Annotated in this window: 24 protein-coding genes; 9 read left to right on the plus strand and 15 right to left on the minus strand. The window is 33.9% G+C overall.

Annotation, left to right across the window (positions count from 1 at the left end; translation table 11 throughout):
- Positions 1-35: 35 nt before the first annotated feature.
- Both GKZ88_RS06925 and GKZ88_RS06930 read left to right on the plus strand, forming a co-directional pair.
- A complete protein-coding gene (locus GKZ88_RS06925) occupies positions 36-833 on the plus strand; it encodes a response regulator transcription factor (protein ID WP_155101641.1) in 798 nt (265 codons plus the stop codon).
- A gap of 78 nt (positions 834-911) precedes the next feature.
- Positions 912-1772, plus strand: coding sequence for a type II CAAX endopeptidase family protein (locus GKZ88_RS06930; RefSeq protein WP_155101642.1), 861 nt, complete (start codon positions 912-914; stop codon positions 1770-1772).
- Between the two features lie 98 nt (positions 1773-1870).
- Here the strand turns inward: GKZ88_RS06930 and GKZ88_RS06935 are convergent, their stop codons facing one another.
- The 13 genes from GKZ88_RS06935 to GKZ88_RS06995 form a co-directional block, all read right to left on the minus strand.
- A complete protein-coding gene (locus tag GKZ88_RS06935) occupies positions 1871-3064 on the minus strand; it encodes a BamA/TamA family outer membrane protein (RefSeq protein WP_230392472.1) in 1194 nt (397 codons plus the stop codon).
- 37 nt (positions 3065-3101) lie between these two features.
- Positions 3102-4082, minus strand: coding sequence for a transporter (locus GKZ88_RS06940; RefSeq protein WP_155101643.1), 981 nt, complete (start codon positions 4080-4082; stop codon positions 3102-3104).
- A 53-nt stretch (positions 4083-4135) separates the two neighbouring features.
- Positions 4136-5320, minus strand: coding sequence for a helix-turn-helix domain-containing protein (locus tag GKZ88_RS06945; RefSeq protein ID WP_155101644.1), 1185 nt, complete (start codon positions 5318-5320; stop codon positions 4136-4138).
- 140 nt (positions 5321-5460) lie between these two features.
- The gene (locus tag GKZ88_RS06950) at positions 5461-6042 is read right to left on the minus strand and encodes a DUF4136 domain-containing protein (RefSeq protein WP_155101645.1); all 582 of its coding nucleotides are present in this window, start codon (positions 6040-6042) and stop codon (positions 5461-5463) included.
- A gap of 284 nt (positions 6043-6326) precedes the next feature.
- Positions 6327-7727 (minus strand): DUF2252 domain-containing protein, encoded by a 1401-nt coding sequence (locus tag GKZ88_RS06955; protein ID WP_155101646.1) that lies wholly within the window; start codon positions 7725-7727, stop codon positions 6327-6329.
- A 75-nt stretch (positions 7728-7802) separates the two neighbouring features.
- Entirely contained in the window at positions 7803-8630 is an 828-nt protein-coding gene (locus GKZ88_RS06960; protein WP_155101647.1) for a hypothetical protein, read from the minus strand.
- Between the two features lie 53 nt (positions 8631-8683).
- Positions 8684-9700 (minus strand): HAD family hydrolase, encoded by a 1017-nt coding sequence (locus GKZ88_RS06965; RefSeq protein WP_155101648.1) that lies wholly within the window; start codon positions 9698-9700, stop codon positions 8684-8686.
- 65 nt (positions 9701-9765) lie between these two features.
- Positions 9766-11445, minus strand: coding sequence for an arylsulfatase (locus GKZ88_RS06970; protein WP_155101649.1), 1680 nt, complete (start codon positions 11443-11445; stop codon positions 9766-9768).
- Positions 11446-11896: 451 nt separating this feature from the next.
- Positions 11897-13330 (minus strand): pyruvate kinase, encoded by a 1434-nt coding sequence (pyk, locus tag GKZ88_RS06975; protein ID WP_155101650.1) that lies wholly within the window; start codon positions 13328-13330, stop codon positions 11897-11899.
- 5 nt (positions 13331-13335) lie between these two features.
- Positions 13336-13824 (minus strand): IPExxxVDY family protein, encoded by a 489-nt coding sequence (locus GKZ88_RS06980; RefSeq protein WP_155101651.1) that lies wholly within the window; start codon positions 13822-13824, stop codon positions 13336-13338.
- A 125-nt stretch (positions 13825-13949) separates the two neighbouring features.
- Positions 13950-14690: a ribonuclease III gene (rnc, locus tag GKZ88_RS06985; RefSeq protein WP_155101652.1), complete on the minus strand. Its 741-nt coding sequence runs from the start codon at positions 14688-14690 to the stop codon at positions 13950-13952.
- 9 nt (positions 14691-14699) lie between these two features.
- Positions 14700-15953, minus strand: a complete 1254-nt coding sequence (gene fabF, locus GKZ88_RS06990) for a beta-ketoacyl-ACP synthase II (RefSeq protein WP_155101653.1) — start codon at positions 15951-15953, stop codon at positions 14700-14702.
- A 183-nt stretch (positions 15954-16136) separates the two neighbouring features.
- Entirely contained in the window at positions 16137-16373 is a 237-nt protein-coding gene (locus GKZ88_RS06995) for an acyl carrier protein (protein ID WP_007137004.1), read from the minus strand.
- Positions 16374-16548: 175 nt separating this feature from the next.
- On the opposite strand from GKZ88_RS06995, the gene purN reads away from it, so the two are divergent.
- Positions 16549-17127, plus strand: a complete 579-nt coding sequence (gene purN, locus GKZ88_RS07000; protein ID WP_155101654.1) for a phosphoribosylglycinamide formyltransferase — start codon at positions 16549-16551, stop codon at positions 17125-17127.
- A gap of 125 nt (positions 17128-17252) precedes the next feature.
- Positions 17253-17729, plus strand: coding sequence for a ribonuclease HI (rnhA, locus tag GKZ88_RS07005; protein ID WP_127338180.1), 477 nt, complete (start codon positions 17253-17255; stop codon positions 17727-17729).
- A gap of 58 nt (positions 17730-17787) precedes the next feature.
- Here rnhA and GKZ88_RS07010 read toward each other — a convergent pair whose 3' ends face one another.
- Complete coding sequence (locus GKZ88_RS07010; protein WP_155101655.1) at positions 17788-18135, minus strand: DUF6249 domain-containing protein; 348 nt, start codon at positions 18133-18135, stop codon at positions 17788-17790.
- A gap of 425 nt (positions 18136-18560) precedes the next feature.
- Between GKZ88_RS07010 and GKZ88_RS07015 the strand changes: the two genes are divergently transcribed.
- The 3 genes from GKZ88_RS07015 to GKZ88_RS07025 are packed head-to-tail and all read left to right on the plus strand — an operon-like array spanning position 18561 to position 20469.
- Positions 18561-19148, plus strand: a complete 588-nt coding sequence (locus GKZ88_RS07015) for a sigma-70 family RNA polymerase sigma factor (RefSeq protein WP_155101656.1) — start codon at positions 18561-18563, stop codon at positions 19146-19148.
- On the plus strand, positions 19132-19527 hold the full coding sequence (locus tag GKZ88_RS07020) for a hypothetical protein (RefSeq protein WP_155101657.1): 396 nt from the start codon (positions 19132-19134) through the stop codon (positions 19525-19527). The genes GKZ88_RS07015 and GKZ88_RS07020 overlap by 17 nt, the downstream gene beginning before the upstream one ends.
- 12 nt (positions 19528-19539) lie before the next feature.
- A complete protein-coding gene (locus GKZ88_RS07025; protein WP_230392473.1) occupies positions 19540-20469 on the plus strand; it encodes an alpha/beta hydrolase in 930 nt (309 codons plus the stop codon).
- 81 nt (positions 20470-20550) lie between these two features.
- Here GKZ88_RS07025 and GKZ88_RS07030 read toward each other — a convergent pair whose 3' ends face one another.
- Entirely contained in the window at positions 20551-21123 is a 573-nt protein-coding gene (locus tag GKZ88_RS07030; RefSeq protein WP_155101658.1) for a hypothetical protein, read from the minus strand.
- 244 nt (positions 21124-21367) lie between these two features.
- Here GKZ88_RS07030 and GKZ88_RS07035 point away from each other — a divergent pair, with 244 nt between their 5' ends.
- Entirely contained in the window at positions 21368-22291 is a 924-nt protein-coding gene (locus GKZ88_RS07035; RefSeq protein ID WP_155101659.1) for a PfkB family carbohydrate kinase, read from the plus strand.
- 78 nt (positions 22292-22369) lie between these two features.
- Positions 22370-24268: an amidophosphoribosyltransferase gene (locus GKZ88_RS07040; RefSeq protein WP_155101660.1), complete on the plus strand. Its 1899-nt coding sequence runs from the start codon at positions 22370-22372 to the stop codon at positions 24266-24268.
- Positions 24269-24939 lie beyond the last annotated feature (671 nt).

A 24939-nucleotide genomic window follows, 5' to 3' on the forward strand; every position in this document is an offset into this window, starting at 1 on the left:
TTTTGGTTTGTGTTTTGACACGTAAAAAACAGGACATGTACGAACTGGAAAAAGAAACTTATTTAGGCAATACCAAAAACATCTTCAATACTCATGAGGGAATTGCAGTTGTTGAAACGGAGTATCAAAATAAAGTTTATGAAGGCTGGCATTCGCACAATAACGCGCACATTACACTTTTCCTGAAAGGAGGTACAACCGAAAAAAGAAAAAATTCAAGCGAAACTGTTGGTCCCGGTTCTTTATTATTCTACCACAGCGACGAACTGCATCTGAATCAAAACACGCTTTTTCCTTCCCGAAATATTAATATTGAAATTGAAGAAAATCTTTTAAAGGGACTTCATATTAATGAAGCTGAAATTGAAAAATCAATTCAGAATAGTGTGTTTGCTAAATCTTTGATTCTGAAAATTTTTAAAGAATCGCAGTCAGCCGACAATTTTACGAATGATAATGTGAATATGTTATTTTCTCAGTTAGCGAATGCAAATGAACATTTTGAACGATTTGAGAAAAGTCCGTTTTGGGTGAAAAGTTTAAATGAACTGCTGCAAGATTGCTGGAATGAAAATCCCAATCTAAAAGATCTTGCTCAGGTTTTAAACCTCAGCCCAATTACAATTTCGAAGCATTTTCCAAAGTATTTTGGCTGTACACTGGGCGAATATATGCGCCGAATTAAAATTAATCGTTCGCTTTCGCTAATACAATCCAATGAAAAGAATTTAACCGAAATTGCTTTAGAATGCGGTTTTGCAGACCAAAGCCATTTTATTAGAACGTTTAAAAATCAAACTGGATTTTTGCCCAAACAATTTCAAAAATTATAGAAGAGGCAAATTTCATTCTATTTTTTGTATTTGATGCCGCCTACTTTTGTCTCATCATAAATCATTAAATACAATCAAATGGAAACGCTTACTTTAAAACAAAAAACGTTTAATTCTCCAATAACAAAAATCTTTCTTGCTTTACTTACTTTTATGGCAGTTGTCATTATTAGTCAACAAATTGCTGTAAAATTACTATCCTTAACGCCGCTTGAAAAAGATTACCGAAACCTTTTAAAAGGTCTTTTTGTTTCTGCCTTATGCATTTTCAGTTATGTTCTTTTCTTTAAAAAATACGACAAAAGAACCATCACAGAGTTTTCGACAAAAGGACTTGCAAAAAATCTTATCATCGGCACTCTGATTGGTTTTACTTTACAATCTCTCACTATTTTAGTAATCTATCTTAACGGAAGCTACAGTGTTGCGAATATCAATCCAATTTCATTCATTCTGATTCCTTTTACTATTATGTTTACGGTTGCCATTATTGAAGAAATATTGGTACGCGGCATTATCTTTAGAATTGTGGAAGAAAAACTGGGAAGTTATATTTCCCTTACCCTATCTTCAGTACTGTTTGGTGTCTTTCATCTTGCAAATCCTCACGGAACTTTGATTTCGGGAATATGCATAACTATGGCAGGTTTTATGCTTGGAGCCGCTTTTATTTACAGCCGTAATTTATGGTTTCCGATAGCTTTGCATTTTGCCTGGAATTTTACACAATCGGGAATTTATGGCGCTATAACATCTGGAAATGAAAAAACAAATAGTTTATTGAATGCAAAAATACAGGGTCCAGAATTCATTACCGGAGGAGAATTTGGTCCTGAAGGATCTATTCAGGCTATTTTATTCTGTGCCGTAGGAGCTATCGTATTATTAGCTTTAAGCCGAAACCAAAACAAAATCATTAAGCCTTATTGGAAGAAATAGAAAGCTTTTTACTGGCAATTATATAAAAAAAGAACTCCCGATAATTACTATCGGGAGCTTCTCTATTTACTTTTCACTCTTTACTCTTTACTAAAAAATCACCTCATCCAATTACTTCCAAAAACAATATAATAAGCCCAATCTTCATTTCCCTTTGCAATATCAACACCCATTCGAAGTTTAAACTTTCGTGCTATTAAATATCTAAAACCTGTTCCGTAACTGTAAACAACTGGTTTGGCAAATGCTTTATCCCAATCATCAAAAGCACTTGCAAGACCGCCAAATCCCATTAAGCTCCATCTTCGATATAAATCCCAACGAAACTCGAGTTCGTTTACAATACTGGTGTTTCCCATATATCTAGCTGTCGGAATTCCTCGTAAATTGATTCCCGGTTTAAGATAAAAAGGCGGACTCCCCAACGCCTGTTCTCCTTCAATCCTTAGTCCGCCAATTAATTTATCAGTTATTAGGTAATATCCTATTGCAGACAAATTAATGCGCCAGAAATTATAATCACTTCCCAGTCCTTTGTCTGACCAAAAGAAATCTGACTGAATGCGAATTCCTTTATCTGGTGTAAATATGTTGTCTCGGCCATCAAATTGAAGCGCTGCTCCTAACTGACTCACGGTACTTTTAATATCGCCAGGCTTAACAAACGGGGGCGGAAGATTAAAATCGGGTAGATTTATTTTAGAATTTAAAAACAAATATTGTGGTCCGGCGCTCCATTTTGCATTTCTAAATTGCTTTAACCATTGTGTATAAAAAACCGAAGTTCTAAAGTTCAATTTAAATTCCTGATCGCTCCCAGTCGGCAGATTATTAGCATAAAAAGATAGATTCACATCTCCATAAGCAGCTCCAACACGGTATAATATTTTTGGCTTTATTAAAGTTGCCGAACGAAAAGCTCCGACCATCCAGCTGTTATTTGCCGTGTACATTCCAAATCCTCCAGTTATATCTGGATTTATAAAACGTTTTTTGCCATCTTCTTCGATTACGGGAGCGTGTTTTTTAAGAAATACTGGAGCCAAAACGCCTCCAAAACCTCCTAAAGCAGGTTCAGATATAATAGCAGGAACTACAAGAAATCCATTTGCATAAATAAGAAAATTGCTTAAATCGATAGCTCCATCCAGAGAATCCTTGAAGCGCATATTTTTAGGTGCCGATGTGGTCGTGGTTTGTGAAGTCATTCCTGTGTAAGACAAGAGAAACAGCACAATAATTAATCTGGTTTTCCAAATACTTTCTCGATCAAAAAGGCGCTTTTTTTTCATTGCAAAATATGGTTTTTACCTGTAAATAAAAAATTTACTATTTAGGCTGTTCTTTTTTGAAACTGAATACATGAGCAAGCGTTATAAAAAATGTGTTTCCCTGAAATCTATTTATGGCGTCAACCTCAGCTATCCATCTAAATCCTGCAGAAGTTTTACAGCCGATATGAAAATAGTTGACTTCGGCTCCAATTCCGCCAACGCGATCTTTATGGCCTTCAACAACTCCAATGACAGGAACAGGAATTTCATCATGGCTTACTTTGTATTGCAGATAATAAATCAAACCAGCATTAAAAATTCCGGTGGGTGCTGTTTTTTCAGCATTCATTTGATAAAATGTTTTGCCCAAACCGCCTTCAATACTTAAAATATCTCCAGTTTTAATATTGGTATCTTTCTTTTTCCCATTTAATTCATAAGAAGCCAAAGCTGAAAAATGAAAGGTTTTTTTATCATTAAAGTATAAAGTTGTTCCTCCTGAAAATTCATTCATAAACATTCCCAAACCACTATTGTCTGGAGCTCCAGCTGTAAATTTTCCTGTTGGGAGATACAATTGGTAGCTAAAAACAAAATCGGCTTTTTTATGATGCCATCCTAATTGAACCGGCACAATGTACATATCTGTAAATGCGAGTGAATTGTCAATATTTGCGTTGTTTCCCTGAATGGTATTAGCCGCAAGAGCAAGCAAAATTGTAGCTCCGTAATTAGCTCCTAAAATTTTAAAATCACTTACGTAAGAGGCTCCAGCACCCACCAAGTACATTGTTAAATCAGGATTTGTCATTGCTTTGTCACCATTTGCATCCCGCAGTGTTGAAGCGCTATAAATGTAATTTGGAATATAAACACTAAGTGTATTTTCTGGTGCCTGAGTTCCAGACTGCAATCCCATTCCTCCTAAAATATGACCGCCTTTAAGCTGTGCATGGCCTGAAAAACATAGTAGTGTCATTAAAAATAAAATAGCTGACTTTTTGATGGGTCTATGTTGATTTAATTTTATTTTCATTGTCTTTATATTTAAAATTAATGAGCTTTTACAATCGTAAATAAACTATCCTTTTAAATAATCCGTATTTGTTTTTCTGGATTCAATCTGATCACTTTAAAATATTCTGAAGGCGATTTTCCGGTATGTTTTAAAAAAGCTCTAAAACAGGTTGTTCTGGATTTAAAACCAGATCCCCAAGCCATTCCTTCAAGAGAAAGATCTTTCCATTCTGGGTCATTAATTTTTTCTTTAAAATATTCTATTCTTTTAAGATTTACATAATCCTGAAAATGCAGATTAAATTCAGAATTAATTAAATTAGAAAGATGATGTACCGAAATTCCTGTTTCATCAGCAATATCTCTAATCACTAAATCCTTCTTTAGAAAAAGTTCTTTTGAAGTAAAAATTTCCTCCAACTGAAGCAAATACTGATGCTTTTTTTCAATGGTTAGCTCTTTGACTAACGGCAACGCATTTTTTGATTCGTCTTCTTTAATTACCAGCAGTTTTTCTTCAACAATCTGAAAATTATCATTAACCTCATTTGAGTTTATATCATAGAATATCTGAGGCTTGAAGTAAAGCCATCCAACTGTAAAAATAAGCACAAATGAAATTAAGACATAACAAGAAAAGTCAATTGTATAAACATTACTGACTAAAAAGTAGTGCACAAATAAAGCCGAAAACAAAAACAATATCACCAAATTATAAACGCGTACCCAGTTTAAAATTTTTATTCTGTTAAAATGATTTTTCTTTAATTTTTCTAAATCATAATTCAAAACCATCATGGTCTGACAAAAAGCATAAAGCAGCCAAACGGTCAGACTCACCATTGAAAATGGATTTTGGATTTTAGGCGAAATGCTTTGTGCAAAAGGGAAATCAGCAACATTTCCTATCCAAACGCAAAATGTCAAACCAAAATAAATAAGAAAAGGAAGAAAATGAAGCCAGTCATATTTTTGAAAAGTACTGTCTGAAAACAGAAGATTTCGCACATACAGAAAAGCACAAGGCGCTACTAAAAATATAAATGGTTTCGTGATCATAAAAAGATCAGGGAAAAAATTAAGAACATTTGCTGACAAGTAAAAATTATATACACTGACAACAGCAAGGCTAAATAAGAACAGCCCTAAAAAGAAACTCTTTGAGTAGTTTTTTTTAGAAAACAGCACCATAAATGATGTTGCAAAGCCAACTATTGTAGCCATGAAAAAGAAAAGAGAAAGTACTATATCCAGCATATATTAGTTATTTATATTAATAATAGCTCTTTCTAAAAAAAAAAGATTTTTTAAAAGAAAGTAATGTACCATAACTCATAAAGGCTATACTTATCTGGAGCCAGATAAGTACAACTGCCTTTTTAGAATAAATTTATAAGTTATTTTTTAGCGAGACCTGGGGGAAAGCCTTCTAATATCTTTTTAATTGCGCCGGCAATAAATTCTTCTGGATTGTCTGGTTTGCTGTCAATTTGAGCATTTCCTATTCCTTGCCAAAGCAGTTTTTGTGTTTTTGAAGAAACAATATCAATTACAAGCGAACCATCAACATAATCGTAAGAATTGAATGTTGTAGTACCTCCGCCCATCATAGCGCCGCCACCCCAATATCCATATGGACGGTACATACCGCCATAGCCATAAAAATTAGTGTCGGCTGTTACTTGGGTTTTATTTTTTAAAATAGATACTGCATTTACTTTTAAATCAGGATTCTCAGATGATTCTACGAATCCTTTTGCGGTCATTTCGGCACGAATCGCTTTTGCAACACGATCTGCATTAAGTTGATTTACTTGACCTTCCTGAGCTTTTAAATCATAAACTGTAAAAGTTTTATATTGACTGAAATTAGCTGAGTGGTCATAATCTGTGGTAACTTTTACTGTAGGTGAGCAGCTGTAAAGTAATCCCAATAAAACTAACGGAATTATACGAAGATTTGTTCTTTTAATATTCATTGTTGTGGTATTTAAATTAATAATTAAATTAGTTTAACTCGAATGTATTAAAATCAAAATAAATCTTTGGGGCAATAAAGCAATGTAAATTAATTGTAAAATTAACACAAACAACTATCTAACAGCACTTTAATATATCCTAAAGGTATATTATTTTCTTTAATTAACATAGTTTATTGCAAAAAATCTTACTTATGATGTTTGATGGATTTCATATCAAAATGTAAGTTTTGCTTCTCATAAATCTCTTTTTTATTTATTCTGAAGAACTGCAATTGCGCAAATTATACTTCTGCTGAAATAGGCAATCTTCCCTCTTTTACAGCATCGACCATTTTGTTGTAATCCAATTCATTTTGATGCGCGTACAACATAGAAAATTTAGAAATTGCATTAGCAAATTCATTGCTATTCCCAATATATCCTGACAAAAGTGACGGATCGCCGGATCGTGCGTGTGCTCTTGCAAGCGCCCATCCGCAGGCTTTGGCGTAATCTGCCATGTTTTCGGATTTCATTATTTCGATAACTGGCTTTATCTTGGCATCGCGAAGCTGACGAACATAAAAATATTTGCCTTTATCATCATTTGTCCAGCCTAAAAACATATCTGGAGCCGATTGCATTAATTTTTGTCCCATCACAATTCGCTCGCCCTGATGATTATATTTGCCTTTAATGTTTACGTTAGGTTCTAATACACTCTTTCTTGCTTCTTTAAACTGCAAAAAAATAGGTTCTCCGGTAGCCGACATTAATAAGCTGATACCGCAGCGCGTTCCAACACTTCCTACGCCTACTACTTTTATCGCAAAATCATGCATGGTGTATCTGCTTAACAAAACTTGTTTGTCTTCTGGAAGTGATTCTATATACCGTTTATGCACCTGCTTGGCTTCTCTTAACGTATAACTTTCTTCAGTTCCTGAAGGATGATAAATCAATGGCGGATCATCTTTTATTCTGGCTCGAACTCCATCTAAATAGGTCATTTTTGCAAATTCTTTTTCGTGAGCAATAGATTCGGCGGCTTTTTTTATTCGTTTCTGCTGAAATTCTTTCAGTTCTTCATCTTTCCCCAAATCAATAAGTTCTGCCAAATCAATATCAGCATACCAAATTTGAAGTGCCGATAATTTACTGTAATCGAGCATATGGCGTTTGTAACTGTCGGCAACATGCCATGCAAATGATTTACAGTCTTTAGCCGAAAATTTTCGCCATTTTCCAGCTATTGCAAAACTTGTTGCTAGTCTTTTTACATCCCATTCCCAAGGGCCGGGAAACGTTTCGTCAAAATCGTTAATATCAAAGACCAATTTACGTTCAGGAGTTGCAAAACCGCCAAAATTCATTAAATGACAATCACCGCAAAGCTGCAGTTGCATTCCTGTGTTTGGTGTATTTGCTAAATCTGCTGCCATAATTGCTGCGGCACCTCGATAAAAAGCAAATGGCGATTCGATCATTCTTCGATATCGGATAGGCAATAAACTTTCAAGTCTCCCAATACTTGTCTTTATCAAAATAGCAACAGGATCTTCACGATCTTCAGTCGGCGTCCATTCCTGATGCGAAGAACGAGGCACATCTTTTCTGATCGCTGCTCCTTTATCGTAGCGTTCTGCTTTCGATGCCAATCGATCAAAAAAACTTTCGGCGCTATCTGATTCTTTTTCTGCCATGAGAATGATTTATCTAAACTCAATTCTGATTTTTTCTTTTTGAAATTTCAGTCTGTTAAAAGAAACTTAGAAATATTATTTACCTGGAAATATAAATGATACAACTGCTCGTAATCCCCAATCTGGTCTTATGCTTGAATGGCCCACAATGGGTATTAAAGGCATAACAGCAAATTGCATGGTCTGACCTCCTAATTTTGTAATCGCACCCGCATTTGGACTCAGTGTAATAAGGGTTGTATTGCCCTGCCAGTTTTGGGTAATTTCTGAAGTAATACCTAAACTTGCGCCGCTTTTATAACTATGTGTTAGAAATATTTGGGTGTAAAATTGATTGCAATCGGCTCTGTCGGCATTGCCTGCGACAGACCAAATTTGATTGGCTAAAAAACCTATCGAAAGTCCTTTTCCCTGATGCATTACTAAAACGCTTGGCCCAATTCCGAATTTTTCTGTTCCTAAAAGTTTTTCGGTAGCAGTTGGTACTAAAAAAGCAGGACCAAATCCTAAAATAATTCCTTTGGTTTTAGGAGCAAAAAATGCTGTTACGGTTGCGTCGCTTAAACCGAATTCATGGGTATTTTCTCCGATGACATCCTGCTGATCAACAACTGGAAGAATATAACGCGTAATTAAATTTAGATTTTCACTTAATTTAAATGGAATTACGGGTTGTATATTGATCTGATATTTTACTCCATTATAGGGACCAATCCCATAAGTAAGATTATTTTGCAGCGGGACACTAATTAGGCTTGCAACCGGATTTGCTAATTTATCTGCAAGTTCTTGGGCACTTGCTCCGGCTTTTGGCTCTTCTTGCGCGAATGCTGAAAAATTTAAAAGAATTAAAAATATACTGAATAAAAGTTTTGTGGCGGTATATATTCTAGCTCGATTCATAATAATTCTTTTAAAGATTTATAATGATTTTTGATTCATTTTAAAACTCATAGTTATTTATCTGCAAAAACTTTCTTCCAATCGTCTTTGATACTTACTACATGATATTTGTATTTGGCAGCAGTATTTAAGGATAGATTATCTTTTTCCTGATAATTGTATTCTCTGATGGAATCATTATGATTTACAATCATTTGGAAAGATGGATATTTGCTTCCCGAAGAATATCTTAACATAGCAAGATCACCGGCTCCGCCTTCGTTACCGCAGGCAAAAACTGGTCGTTGACCAATATGCAGTTGTATGCCAACAGGTTTACCTTCTTTATCATTAAAATGATCTAAAGCAGGCTCTCTTTTGACACTGTTTGATGCATCATCAAATGTATATTTGAAAGAAGTTCCTACAACCTGATCTTTTGGAATGCCATAAAATTCCTGAGATATAGCACGCACCACTTCAACAGTTCCACCAGTTACAATGAAAGTTTTGAAACCATTTGCACGCAAATAATTCAAAAGCTCCAATTGAGGCTGGTATCTGATTTGTTTTATTGGAACATTTTTACCAGGATATTGAGCACCAGCAAAAAACTCTTTTGTAGAAGCTTCAAACTCATCTTCGGTCATTCCTGTATGAGTTGCGGCAACCAATTCAATTAGTGCTTTATCTCCGCCTTTTTCAAAAAAGGTTTTGTCTTTTTCTACAACCGCTTTAAAAGGCTGTTTTTGGGCTAAAGCAGGATTCGCTTCTACCATTTTTTTAACGCGATAAAAAGCAAATAATTCCTGAACATAAGGTTTTTCAGCCCAAAGTGTTCCGTCATTATCAAAGGTTGCAATTCTGTTTTCTACCGGAATAAAATCTGGACTTCCTTCTTTTGTTACCTTTTCGACATAAGCAATAATGTCTTTTTTTAAAGTTCCGTCATTCCAGCTTGGCAATGGATCGCCACTGGTTACAGCAGTTGCTGTACTGTCTTTTGGATTAACCGTTGTGCTTTCTTCTGATTTTTTGCATGAAAGAAATAAAAAAATAAGCATCGTTATTAGTACTAGTTTTTTCTGCATGATGAATAATATTAAGTGAAAAGAAACAGGACGTAAAAAGTCCTGTTTCTTTAATTATCTATACTTTATTTTTTCTTTTTTGGAGCGTCATCTGCATCGTCTTTTAATTTAGGCAGCACATTTTGCTCAATATATTTTTGTGCTTTGATATCTTTCATAGCTTCTTCCATAATGGTGTATGCTGAGAAACTTGGAGGAATTGATCTTGGCGGATATTCTTTAAATGTTTGGGCAAATACGCCTACATCATATATCGCACCGTACACCATCTGAACGTGGTTCATAACCCAATCCCAATAGGTGTTTGAAGTGAAATCGGCTCTTTCAAATGGATCCTGATACAAATTGAATATTTTTTGCAGACGAAGTTTTGTAAACGGTTCTGCCCAAACCCCTAGTGTTCCAGCCAGACGTTGTTCGGCAAAAACATACTTGTAATCTCCTTCTCTCAAACCAACTAAAAGGCCATCATCATCTGTATAGAAGAATTTATCTCTAGCACTTTTTGGTGTTTTGCCTTCTAAAAATTTACTTTGATCAAAACCATCTAAATGCACTTTATACGATTTTCCGTTAGCATTGTAACCTTTTAAAAGTTTATTAACTAAATCCGGTTCACCAGCAATAGAGGCTAATGTTGGCATCCAGTCATTATGACTCATTAATTCAGTAGTAACAGTTCCTGGTTTAATAACACCTGGCCAGCGTACGATACATGGAACACGGAAAGCACCTTCCCAATTGGTATTTTTTTCTGAACGGAATGGTGTCATAGCGCCATCAGGCCATGTGTTCATATGAGGTCCATTATCTGTAGAATAAACAACAATAGTATTATCAGCAATTCCTAAATCGTCTAGCGCTTTTAAGATACTTCCGATAGTTTCATCATGTTCAATCATACCATCAACATATTCACTGTCTCCGTGTGTGTATCTGCCTCTGTGCTCTGCTCTAACGTGTGTGCGAAGGTGCATACGAGTAGCATTGAACCAGCAGAAAAATGGTTTCCCTGCAGCATTTTGTCTTTTAATAAAATCTATGGCAGCAGCTGAAGTTTCGTCATCAACCGTTTCCATTCTTTTTTTAGTAAGTGCTCCAGTATCTTCAATTTTTTGTTTTCCAACTCTTCCAAAACGAGGATCAGTTGTTGCGTCATCAACATTTGTTGCAGTACATTTTAAAACGCCTCTTGGACCAAATTTTTTAAAGTATTCTGGATCTTTAGGATAATCTGGCAATTCTGGTTCTTCTTCAGCATTTAAGTGATACAGATTTCCGAAAAATTCATCAAAACCATTTACAGTCGGCAAATTTTCATTTCGGTCTCCCACGTGATTTTTACCAAATTGACCCGTAACATAGCCTAAGTTTTTCATAATTCCTCCGATAGAAGGATCTAACTGGCTCATACCCATTGGTGCTCCTGGGTAACCAACTTTAGTAAGTCCGGTTCTAAGACCATGCTGTCCTGTTAAAAAAGCGGCACGTCCTGCTGTACAGCTTTGTTCTCCATAGTAGTGTAAAAAACGTAGTCCTTCATTGGCTAAACGATCTATATTAGGCGTTGTATAGCCCATAAGTCCATCACTATAAGCACTAATATTAGTAGTTCCAATATCATCACCCCAAAGTATCAAAATATTAGGTTTTTTGTTTTGGGCCGAAAGTGAAAGGCTCGAACATATTAATGCAAATATTATCATCGCATTATTAAATCTGCAGTAAAACTTAAATTGTTTCATGGTAATAAAATTTGTTAATAATTAGTTTATAAAGAGACGTGCTTATAAAAGCGAAAATGTCAGGGCTTTTTCTTTAAATAAAAATCGTTCTGGGAAAATCGCTGTTTCAAATTTTATTGTCGATAAAAATTACCCGAAATGAAAACAAGATTTTTCTTAACTTTTATTTAAGTATCTCAAAATTAAATAATAAAAGACCGGACAATCCTATTTTTGAGCCATGACATGGTTTCATTTTATAAAATGAAACGTTAAAAAAAGAAAACTTCAATAGCTTGTTGTAGCATTTAACAAAATTTGTTGAACAAAAACAGTGGTTTTGATTACCGCAGATTATTATTTTTGAAAAAGATTTTTGTTCCAATTATACTACTTGAATCAAACGTTCAAAAAAGGGCAAAAAAAAAAGCCATTCTTTCGAATGGCTTTTAGTATATCTTAAAAAAGAAAACTATTCTATTTCAGAAACTCTCATGGTATTTACCATTCCTTTATCTTTGATAGGCATTGCTGCAAGGTTGATTAAATAATCTCCTTTTGTAGCATATCCTTTTTCAATTGCAATTTTATTTACATCAGTTACTGTATCATCAGTACTTTCTTCATTATCATAGAAGAAAGATTTAACTCCCCACAATAAGTTTAATTGTGTCAAGATTCTTCTGTTTGAAGTAAACACTAAAATATGTGCCGTTGAAGGTCTCCAAGCTGAAATCTGGAAAGCAGTGTAACCACTGTTTGTTAAAGTACAAATTGCTTTTGCACTAATTTCATTAGCTAATAAAGCCGCTTGGTGACAAACTGTTTTAGTAACAAAACGTTTAGTTTTGATTTGTGGTGTGTTTTGAGGAACATGAATAAGTTCAGAATCCTCAACTGCCTCACAAATTTGAGTCATTCTTTGGATTACTTGAACTGGGTAGTTTCCTGTAGCAGTTTCACCAGACAACATTACCGCATCTGCACCGTCCATTACTGAGTTAGCAACGTCATTTACTTCTGCTCTTGTTGGAGTTAAACTTGTAATCATTGTTTCCATCATTTGTGTAGCAACGATAACAGGAATTCTAGCCGTTTTTGCTCTGCGGATCAAATCTTTTTGTACCAATGGCACTTCGTGAGCAGGAAGTTCAACTCCAAGATCTCCACGAGCCACCATTAAACCATCGCAATATGCTACAATTTTATCCATGTTCTCTAGAGCTTCTGGCATTTCAATTTTAGCAATAATTGGAATTTTAACTTCTGAATGCTTCGCAATTAATTCTTGCAAATCTTGTAAATCGCGAGGAGTTTTCACAAATGAAAGTGCGATCCAGTCTACTTTTTGCTCGATTGCAAAAATCGCATCAGCAATATCTTTTTCAGTTAAAGCCGGTAAAGATATTTTTGTGTTTGGAAGATTAACGCCTTTTTTAGATTTTAATTCTCCACCTTGAATAACTTTAGCAACAACTTCTGTTTTTTTATCTGTAGAAACAATTTCAAAAATAAGTTTACCATCGTCAAGCAAAATACGCTCTCCAACATTTACATCATTTGGAAAATTTTGATATTTCATAAATGCTTTTTTTGCATTTCCGACAATATCTTCTGCTGTTGTGAAAGTAATTTCATCACCATCATGTACAACAGTTCCTTCTTCCATTACACCAACTCTAAGTTTTGGTCCTTGCAAATCTCCTAAAATTGCTGTAGTATAACCAAACTCTTCATTTAGACCTCTAATGATGTCGATTTTTTCTTTTACTCCTTCGTAATCTGCATGCGAAAAATTGATTCTAAACACATTAACCCCTGCCTCGATCATATCCTTGATAATCTCTCTTGTACTACATGCGGGACCAAGTGTAGCAACAATTTTGGTTTTCTTGTTTGTTAACATTTTTTTTAAAAAATTAGATTGTTTTTTGATTTTATTTTATTTGTATCGACAGCATAAATAGCTGCAACACTCTCTATGGTATTTAGTTGTTGTTGAATTTCTGAAAAATTTAGAGTCTCCTCGCTATTCTCTATTTTCAGGAAAAAATCTACTTTTTTGAATTCAGGAAGTAAATGAATTGTTGTTGAAACCTCACTTGTTTCATTAGAAAACAAATTCTGGAAATCATCTGTACTCACTGAAATGATTTCATTTTTATTCTGAATTAAATTCCATGAAACTGCTTTTTCGGAATCATAATAATAAAACCTAGAAAAATTTGCCTCTCCTTCTTTAGTTTGAGCATGGATCTCGTTTTTGCTCTTACTTAAGTTTATCGGAAGGATCTTATTGATAAAATAGGCTAGTCTATAATCTTCTAATGAAGTATGAATTGCCATTAAATAATAATCAATTTCGTCAAATTCGTCTAAATCCAATCTATGAATAGCCATGTCATGAAAAATCAAGTTGTAAATATACTATTTCTAACGGAGCATCAATAGTTATGACGTGGTTGTTTTTGTTAATTTATAAACGAAAACGTTATAGCTTTAAGATAGTTACAGCATTTTTGTAGCTATTTCTTGTCTATTTTCTCCTGAAATGCAAAATAAGCTCTTTGCGATGCTTTCTCTTCTGCCTTCTTTTTTGAAGTTGCTCGCGCTCTTGCGATTACTTTATTGTCTATGCTTAATTTTACGCCAAATAAGCGCTGACCGTCAATACCGTTATCCTCAAAAATGTCATAATGAAAAACTCTTTTTTCCTTCTGACACCATTCGATAACTAAACTTTTGTAACTAATTACTTTTCCCTCAAGCCTGGCAATATCAACATAAGGCGTGATTACTCGTTTCTGAATAAAACGTTCGCAGTAAGCATATCCTTTGTCTAAATAAATTGCTCCAACTAAAGATTCAAAAATATTTCCGTGTATATTTTCACCAAAATGCTGAATCGGTACTTTGCTCTCCACAAAGCGAACCAGATTTAAATCTTTGCCGAGCTCATTCAAATGCTCACGGCTCACAATTTTTGATCTCATTTTAGTCAAATAACCTTCGTCTCCATTTGGTGCTTTATTAAATAAATGCGCAGCAATTACGGCACTTAACATCGCATCACCTAAAAATTCCAGCCTCTCATAGTTAATTGGCTGTCCATTTTCATCTAGCTTGTTTGATGATCTGTGTGTAAAGGCTTTTTTATAAAAATCAACATTTACCGGCTGAAAACCAAGAATTTTCTGAATAGTGTCAAAAAAAATCCCGTCTTCTAGAGAACGGGATTTAGAAAATATTTTTTTGATAATATTCATATACGAAAATTAGTCAACTAATTTTTTAAACAATACACATGCATTGTGTCCACCAAAACCAAAAGTGTTGCTCATTGCAACATTAACCTCTCTTTTTTGAGGTTTATTTAAGGTAAGATTTAATGATGGATCAATTTTTTCGTCGACAACAGTATGATTAATTGTTGGAGGAACAATTCCGTGCTGCATTGCCAAGATAGAAGCAATTGCTTCGATAGCTCCAGCTGCACCAAGTAAGTGTCCTGTCATCGATTTTGTTGAATTGATATTGATGTTTTTAGCATGACTTCCAAAAACTTTACTGATAGCTTTTAATTCGGCAACATCTCCAAGTGGTGTTGAAGTTCCGTGAGTGTTGATATGATCAACATCTTCAGGTTTCATTCCCGCATCTCTTAAAGTATTTTCCATTACAGCAATAACTCCAATTCCTTCTGGATGTGGTGCTGTTAAATGGTAAGCATCAGATGACATTCCGCCACCGCCAACTTCGCAGTAAATTTTTGCACCTCTTGCCTTTGCATGTTCGTAATCTTCAAGAACCAAAGCTCCTGATCCTTCTCCTAAAACGAAACCATCTCTAGTTGCGTCAAAAGGTCTTGAAGCTGTTTCTGGGCTTTCATTTCTTGTTGATAAAGCATGCATTGAGCTAAACCCTCCCATACCAGCAATTGTAACTGCAGCTTCAGATCCGCCTGATACAATAACATCGCACATTCCTAAACGAATGTAATTGAAAGCATCAATTAATGCATTTGCAGAAGATGCACATGCAGAAACTGTTGTGTAGTTTGGTCCCATATAACCATTACGCATAGAAATATGTGCAGGAGCAATGTCAGCGATCATTTTTGGGATAAAAAACGGATTGAACTTTGGCGTTCCATCACCTTTCGCATAATACATTACTTCTTCTTGAAAAGTCTCTAAACCGCCAATACCTGCTCCCCAGATAACACCAACTCTTTGTTTGTTTACGTTATCATTTGTAATTCCAGCATCTTTAATAGCTTCATCACTGGCAGCAATTGCATATTGAGCAAATTTATCTAGTCTGCGAGATTCCTTGCGATCCATGTAATCTTCAATATTGAAGTTTTTTACTTCGCAGGCAAATTTCGTTTTATGCTTCTCTGTATCATAGTATGTGATAGGAGCGGCTCCGCTTACTCCATTCACAAGTGCATTCCAATATTCCTGGATATTATTCCCTATAGGAGTAAGTGCACCTAATCCTGTTACAACAACTCGCCTTAATGCCATAAATATGTATTTTGTACTTTAAACAAATAAAACCCACGCTTTCTTAACAATAATGTTACTTAAGAGCCATGGGCATTACAATATAAATATATCTTTTTGATTGAAAATCAATCGAAATTTAAATTTTAAAAAAATAATAACACCCGACTTATATATAACATATAAAAATCGGGTGTGGTATTATTATTTTTTAGCTTCCTCGATATAAGAAATAGCTTGACCTACAGTAGCAATGTTTTCTGCTTGATCGTCTGGAATTTGAATATCAAATTCTTTTTCGAATTCCATAATAAGCTCAACAGTGTCTAATGAGTCAGCTCCCAAATCATTAGTGAAGCTTGCTTCTGTTACAACTTCGTTTTCGTCAACACCTAATTTGTCTACGATAATCGCTTTTACTCTTGATGCAATGTCTGACATAATCTTTAATTTTAGAATTTAATTTGTTGGCAAAAATAAAAAACTTTATTTTAAAACAACTATTTAGTTAATAAATGTAACACTAATTTATAAAATTAATTTCAAGAAAGCCGTTTTAAAGCTATTTATTTTGGATTTTTATTCCGTTTTTTGCATTCTCAAAATAAATGCTATTATGAAAAAAATTATCGTTTTTGCCTCAGGATCAGGAACTAATGCCGAGAACATTATAAAATATTTTTCGGAAATCGAAATCGCAAAGGTGGTTTGTGTGTTTACAAATAATGCAGAAGCAAAAGTGATCGAAAGAGCAAAAAAATATCAAATTCCTTTCGAAATTTTCTCAAAAATTGATCTTTCAGAGCGAAACGTCTTACAAAAAATACAAAAAATCGACCCGGATCTGATAGTTCTTGCAGGTTTTTTGCTGAAATTCCCTGAAAACATAATTGAGCAGTATCCAAATAAGATAATTAACATACATCCAGCACTTTTGCCTAATTATGGAGGCAAAGGAATGTACGGAATGCACATACATAGAGCGATCGTAAATAATAAGGAAAAAGAAACCGGAATATCAATTCATTATGTAAATGAAAACTATGACGAAGGCGGTATTATTTTCCAAGCCAATGTAGCTTTAACAGACGACGATACACCGGAAACCGTTGCCGAAAAGATTCATGAACTGGAACAAAAACATTTTCCAGAGATTATTCATAGAATATTGGAAGATTCAAATTCTAAAATTTAAATCACGTAAGTTATATAAGACAATTTAAATTTACGCAAAAATAATTATTATCATATTTGACAAAGCAATATAAGACAGAAGTATAAAATGAACTTATATTACTAGTATGGTAAAAAAATAAACACATGAATCACGAAGTACATATATATACCGATGGCGCTGCAAAAGGAAATCCAGGAAACGGCGGTTACGGCGTGGTGATGGAATTAGTTGGAACACCTCATAAAAAAGAATTTTACGAAGGCTTTCGCTTGACGACTAATAATAGAATGGAACTTTTGGCTGTAATTGTTGGTTTGGAAAAACTGAAAAACCCAAATATGAAGGTTCTTGTCATTTCAGATTCCAAATACGTTGTAGATTCAGTCGAAAAAAAATGGGTTTTGGGCTGGGAAAAAAAGAAATTTGCCGGCAGAAAAAATCCTGATTTATGGAAAAGATTTTTGATTGTTTACCGAAAACATCAAGTCGACTTCAAGTGGATAAAAGGCCACAACAATCATCCGCAAAACGAACGCTGTGATCAATTGGCCGTTATGGCATCAATGCAGCCGAAACTTTCTGTAGATGTTTACTACGAAACTATCGGTTCTAAAGAATAAAAAAACGCATCAAGTATTTGATGCGTTTTTTGTACTAACTTAAATTCTTACTTACGATTTATTCTTTGTCTAAATCTTTTGCTCTATGAAATCCTACTAGCAATCCAACCCCAGACATTGTAATAATTGTTGCCGGATAAATGACATCAGAATTCATATCTGTGTAAGTTGAAAGGAATAAAGCAATAAAAAAGCCAAGTCCTATTCCAATTAAAAGAAAAGCTGAATTCAAAATAAAGATTTTCCATGCTGGAACTCCATTTGTTTTGCCTTTTAAAAATATGCTGGCATCTGCACCTTTTTCTATAAGAGCCAAACGCTCTCTATTTCTTGTTGAGTAAAAAAGATAGACAATCCCAAAGATCATCGCAAAAAGACTAAGTGGTACTAAAACTTGTGGTCCCATAATTTTATGTTTTTATAATTGATTGATACTCCATAGGACGACACCTTTTAAATTGAGGTTACAGCTTTTGAAGAAAAATTTCAAAAAATAAATTCCAAATTCCAAAACTTGCTGATTATGAGTTAATTTTGAGTTTTATTAAAAGTATGAAATCTCAAAGTAAAAATCGTAATTGTCATTTCGACGAAGGAGAAATCTTCGCGAGAAGCTCGTCAAAGATTTGACTATAGTTGCGGAGTTACTTGTGAAGATTTCTCCTTCGTCGAAATGACAAAAATGCGTGAACCAATTATAAATAAAAGTTTTTGACAAATTTCAATCCTTATTATATATGTAAAATCTCGAAGTTGGAATTTGGAATTTATTTTTTGAAATTTTTTACCAAAAGCTGTAACCTAAAATAATAAACTGTCGTCCTATATAATATGAGTACAATTCCAGATCAACATTATATCGATAGAATCCTGCAGGGCGAGACAAATTTGTTTGCCGTGCTGGTCGACCGTTATAAGGATATGATTTTTACATTGTCGATTAAAATGGTCAAAAACAGAGAAGAAGCCGAAGAAGCCGCACAGGATACTTTTATTAAAGTATTTAATTCTTTGAGCAAGTTTAAAGGCGATTCTAAATTCTCAACTTGGATTTATAAAATCTCTTATAATAATTGTTTAGACCGTTTGAAGAAAAACAAAAAAGAAGATTTAAACATTTCCATAGATGAATTTTCATCGCATTTAGTCAAAACCATGGACAATGCTTTGAGCGCTTTAGAAGATAAAGAAAGAAAGCAGGCCATTCAGAATTGTTTAAATTTGTTGCCGAGGGAAGATAATTTCTTACTGACTTTGTTTTATTTTGAAGATCAGAATTTAGAGGAAATTGGCAAAATCATGAATATAAATGCTAATAATGTCAAGGTGAAATTATTTAGAAGCCGACAAAAATTAGCTACCATTTTAAAGAAGCAGTTAGAACCAGAAATAGTAGAGTGTTATGAAAGAGGAAGATAAAAATTTAGAAAATCTTATTGAGAAAATGATGGCCGAAAACACTTTGCAATCGCCATCTGCCGACTTTACTTCGAATTTAATGTCGCAAATTCTTGTTGCTGAAAAAGCAAAAATAAAACCTTACAAGCCTTTAATTTCCATCTCAACATGGATTTTTATCGGAATTGCTTTGGCCCTTTTAGTTTTGTATAATATGTTTTTTGCCGGAGCAGAAAATAATATAGAAATAGGAAAATCATACACTGATAAAATTTCGGCAATTGTTTCCGGAATTCATATTTCAAAAACTTTATTGTACGCTATTTTAATCGTTCCTTTTATGGTTTTGATTCAGATTGGGGTTTTGAAGAATTATTTTGATAAGAAGTATCAGTTATAGATTTTTTAAAAGATGAAAAGTAAAATGGCCATTTTAAATAGAATTCTAAGAGTAAAAAAAACATGCAAGTATTCTCTTTTAATGCTGTTGTTTTTTATCATTAGTTATGCATCAGCACTTCCACCAAACTTTACTACTAAAGAAATAAAATTTGTTAGCGAAGGCGTTTCACTTGCCGGAACTATTTTCACACCCAATAAAGTGCAGGCTGCCGTAGTGATTGTTCATGGATCTGGGCAAGAAAAAAGAATGATAGACTTTGCCACAACCCTAGCCAACAATGGAATTGCAGTTTTAACGTATGACAAACGTGGAGTCGGAGAATCAGCGGGTGTATATGTTGGACCTGAAGTAGGAACTAACAACGTTGATTTCTCAAACCTAAATCTTTTGTCTTTAGATGCGAGCGCTGCTGTAAATACTTTATCTAAATCTTTATCAAATAATAAAATACCAATCGGTTTAATAGGGGGCAGTCAAGCTGGATGGATAATTCCATTGGCTGCAGAAAAAAACAAGAAAGTCCAATTTATGACCATATTTAGCGGCGCTCTTATAACAGTCAAAGAACAATTGAGATTCCAATTTTATACCAATGGAAATAAAAATTTCTGGGATACGCACTCCGAAGAAGAAGCAAGAAAACATGTATTCAATGACCCTGATAAATACGAGTTTGTTGACACAGATCCCAAAGATATTCTTTCCAAATTATCAATTCCAGGAATCTGGATTTTTGGAGGCAAAGACATTCAAGTTCCTGTAAAGCTATCCATCAAATATCTTGATGTATTAAAAGCTAAAGGAAAACATTATGAATATAAATTGTTCCCAAACTTGGGCCACAATACCGCGTTTTCAGACGATGAAGAACCTATGAAAGAGGCAATTAATTGGATTAAAAATATAGATAAATTAAAGAATCGTAAGCAAAAAAACTAAATTCACTATCGCTAACAGTAACTACAGCCTATTTTGAGCTTTCTAAAAAATTCTTTTGATAAGTAGTATGAGGTGTAGTTATTATTTAAAAGAATCTTCTCTTTTAATTATAGTAGATCTCACATGTATATCATCAAAACTAATATCATATCGGTTTAAATATAATATATAACTTATTGTAGAATATTCGTCAGATCCTATAATTGCTTTTTTAAGTTCAAATTCTCCCTTTTTATAGGATGGTTCAGAATATTTTTTCAGAAATTTTTCGAATCCTAATTGAACATATTCTTTTTGTATTTTCTTATTTAATTTAAATTTCTTTTCGATAATAAGTCGGGAATTCTCATCAAACACAAAATCTTCATTCAAAAAAGTCTCTAAAAATATTTTGAAAGATTTATATTTTTTGGAGTAAAACAGTTTGTAAGATGCATAAAGACCGTTTTCAGTTGTCATAAAAATTTCATCATGATTTGTCTTTAAGTATACGTCTGAAAATAATATTGGCATCGGTAGTAATGCTGCAGTGTCGTTTTTTATTTCTCCTCGGTCAGCTAATGTTTCAATCATTTCTTCAGAAAAATTAGGCTCTTTTCTTTTGCAGGAAATCAAAAGACAGAACACTATAAATAAGACTACTATTTTCTTCATAAATGAAATTTGAGTTTAAAACAAATCTAACAAAAATATTCAGCGTTTTTTCCAAAATAAATATTGCAATTTAATTCTGAAAATGATATTTTGAGCACTCAAAAGATTCAAATATAATTTACTCATTTACAATAGTTTTAAGCCCGAAATCGATATCTTTTTTTTAAGAAAATTTTGAGAACCTAAAGCATTGCAATATTGTAACTTATAGAGTATCTTTGCACCCTAATTCGAAATTCATAAAATGAATAAATTATTGATTGTTGGAACGGTTGCTTTCGACGCGATTGAAACTCCTTTCGGAAAAACAGATAAAATATTAGGTGGTGCTGCAACGTACATTGGTTTATCAGCATCCTTTTTTAACTTGCAATCGGCTATTGTTTCAGTAGTTGGCGATGATTTTCCTCAAGAACATTTAGATCTTTTAACTTCAAAAAATATTGATATCTCAGGTATCGAAATTGTAAAAGGCGGAAAAACCTTTTTCTGGAGCGGTTTATACCACAACGATTTAAATTCTAGAGACACTCTTGTAACTGAATTGAATGTTTTAGCTGATTTTCAGCCTAAAGTTCCTCAAAACTATAAAGATGCTGATGTTGTAATGTTAGGAAACTTACACCCATTAGTACAAAGCAGTGTTTTAGATCAAATGGAGAAAAAACCAAAATTAGTAGTTTTAGATACTATGAACTTTTGGATGGACTGCGCTCTTCCTGAATTATTAGACGTAATTAAACGTGTAGACGTAATTACAATTAATGATGAAGAAGCAAGACAACTTTCTGGTGAATATTCATTAGTAAAAGCGGCTGCTAAAATCCAAGACATGGGACCAAAATATGTGGTGATCAAAAAAGGAGAACACGGAGCACTTTTATTCCACAACAGAGAAGTTTTCTTTGCACCAGCTTTACCGCTAGAAGATGTTTTTGATCCAACAGGAGCTGGAGACACTTTTGCAGGAGGATTTTCTGGATTCATTGCACAAAGCGAAAACATTTCGTTTAACAATATGAAAAACGCAATTATTTACGGTTCAAATTTAGCTTCGTTCTGCGTAGAGAAATTTGGAACTGAAAGGATGGAAACATTAAACAAAGCCGAGGTGGCGATTCGATTACAGCAATTTAAGTCGTTAACTCAGTTTGACATAGAAATATAATGCCTAAGAGCCTCGGTAAAACGGGGCTTTTTTATTACGTTAATACACACAACTTACAACACACAAAAAAACAAAAAAATGAGCGACGCTTTAAAACACGAATGTGGTATAGCTTTAGTTAGACTTCTTAAACCGCTTGAATATTATAAAGAAAAATACGGAACTGCTTTTTACGGAATTCAGAAAATGTATTTAATGATGGAAAAACAGCACAACCGCGGACAAGACGGCGCTGGTTTTGCAAGCATTAAACTTGATGTTGATCCTGGACAACGCTACATAAGCAGAGTTCGTTCAAATCATGCACAGCCAATTCAAGATGTTTTTAAACAAATCAACGAGCGAATCAGCGAAGAATTAAAAGCTAAACCTGAAATTGCTGACGATATTCATAAAATAAAATCTGAAATTCCATATGTAGGCGAATTGTTTTTAGGACACGTTCGTTACGGAACTTTTGGAAAAAACAGCATCGAAAGTGTTCACCCATTTTTGCGTCAAAGCAACTGGATGCACCGTAACTTGATTTTGGCCGGAAACTTTAATATGACAAATGTTAAAGAACTTTTCGAAAATTTAGTTGAATTGGGACAGCATCCTAAAGAAATGGCGGATACTGTTACGGTAATGGAAAAAATTGGTCACTTTTTGGATAAAGAAGTAATGCAATTGTACCAAGACTGCAAAGCTGAAGGTTATTCTAAAAGAGAAGCTTCACCTGTAATTGCGGAGCGTTTGGATATTGCAAAAATCTTAGCTCGTTCTGCTAAAAACTTAGACGGCGGTTACGCAATGGCTGGATTATTAGGTCATGGTGATGCCTTTGTTTTTAGAGATCCAGCGGGAATTCGTCCAGCCTACTTTTATCAAGATGATGAAGTAGTTGTAGTAGCTTCTGAAAGACCTGTTATTCAAACTGTATTTAATGTACCTTTTGAAAGCGTTCAGGAAATTGATCCGGGACATGCTTTGATTATCAAGAAAAACGGAAAAGTTTCTATGAATCAAATCTTGGAACCAACCGTTAAAAAAGCTTGTTCGTTTGAAAGAATTTATTTCTCAAGAGGAAGTGATGCCGAAATTTATCAAGAACGTAAAAACTTAGGGAAATTAATTTTACCAGCGGTTCTTGACGCAATTGACAGCGATACAGATAACACTGTTTTCTCTTATATTCCGAATACAGCTGAAACTTCATTTTATGGTTTAGTTGAAGCTGCTCAGGATTTCTTAAATCAGAGAAAAAACAATTATATTCTGGAAAACAGAAACACACTAACTGCTGAAACACTTCAGGAGCTTTTAGCTGTAAAAATTCGTACGGAGAAAGTTGCTATTAAAGATGCTAAACTTAGAACCTTTATTACGGAAGACAGCAGCCGTGACGATTTAGTTGCACACGTTTACGATGTTACGTACGGTGTAATTAAGCCAGAAGATAATTTAGTAATTATTGACGATAGTATTGTTCGTGGTACAACTTTAAAAATGAGCATCATTAAAATGATGGATCGTTTAAATCCAAAACGTATCGTGATTGTTTCATCGGCACCGCAAATTCGTTATCCAGATTGTTACGGAATCGATATGGCAAAACTAGAAGGACTTGTTGCTTTTAGAGCTGCTCTAACTTTATTGAAAGAAAGAAACTTATATCATATTGTTGACGAAGTTTATGCAAAGTGTAAAGCACAAGAAAATTTCGCTGACAAAGATGTTGTAAACTATGTTACAGCTATCTACGATCAATTTACACCAGAAGAGATTTCAGATAAAATTGCAGAAATGTTAAGCTCTCCGGAAATTAAAGCCGAAGTAAAAATCATTTTCCAAAAAGTAGAAGATTTACATATTGCATGTCCTAAAAATTTAGGTGACTGGTATTTTACAGGAGACTATCCAACTCCAGGTGGAAATCGAGTTGTAAATCGTGCATTTATGAATTTTTACGAAGGAAAAGATGCTAGAGCATACTAAGAAAACGCTAAGAAAAAGTTAATTTGTGCATTTCATCGGTTTTTTTTGCCGTTCATCCTGTTTGTTTGGTAAAGATGAAAAGCTACAATACTTTTGGGAAACCATAACATTAGTAGGTTAAGTTTATGGTAGATTTGGGGCAAAAAGGGTGGAAGCAATTCCACCTTTTTTATTTTATTCAGATAAGTACTTACAAAGCAGACTTCTACAATCACTTCGTCGAAAATATTGACCATTCATCTAAAAAGTTTTTTTTTAAAATATAGTCGCCATACATTTACTGAACCATAACATTAGTAGGTTAAGTTTATGGTAGATTTGGGGCAAAAAAGGCGGAAGAGATTCCGCCTTTTTTATTTTTCTTTTTTTTAGAGTAAAGAAAATAGAATAAAGAGTAAAGAATAAAGAGTAAAGACCTAAAAAAATAGATAAAAAAAAAGACGAACACTGATGTGTCCGTCTTTTTTCTTTATTCTTTACTCTTTATTCTTTACTCTTTACTCTCTCCTAGTTTTACTTAATCGGATTTATTTGCCATTCGTCTAAAAAGTTTTTTTCATAAATATAGCTGCCATACATTTACCGAACCATAACATTAGTAGGTTAAGTTTATGGTAGATTTGGGGCAAAAAAGGCGGAAGAGATTCCGCCTTTTTTATTTTTCTTTTTTT

The sequence above is a fragment of the Flavobacterium sp. LC2016-01 genome, assembly GCF_009711135.1.
Classification (GTDB): domain Bacteria; phylum Bacteroidota; class Bacteroidia; order Flavobacteriales; family Flavobacteriaceae; genus Flavobacterium.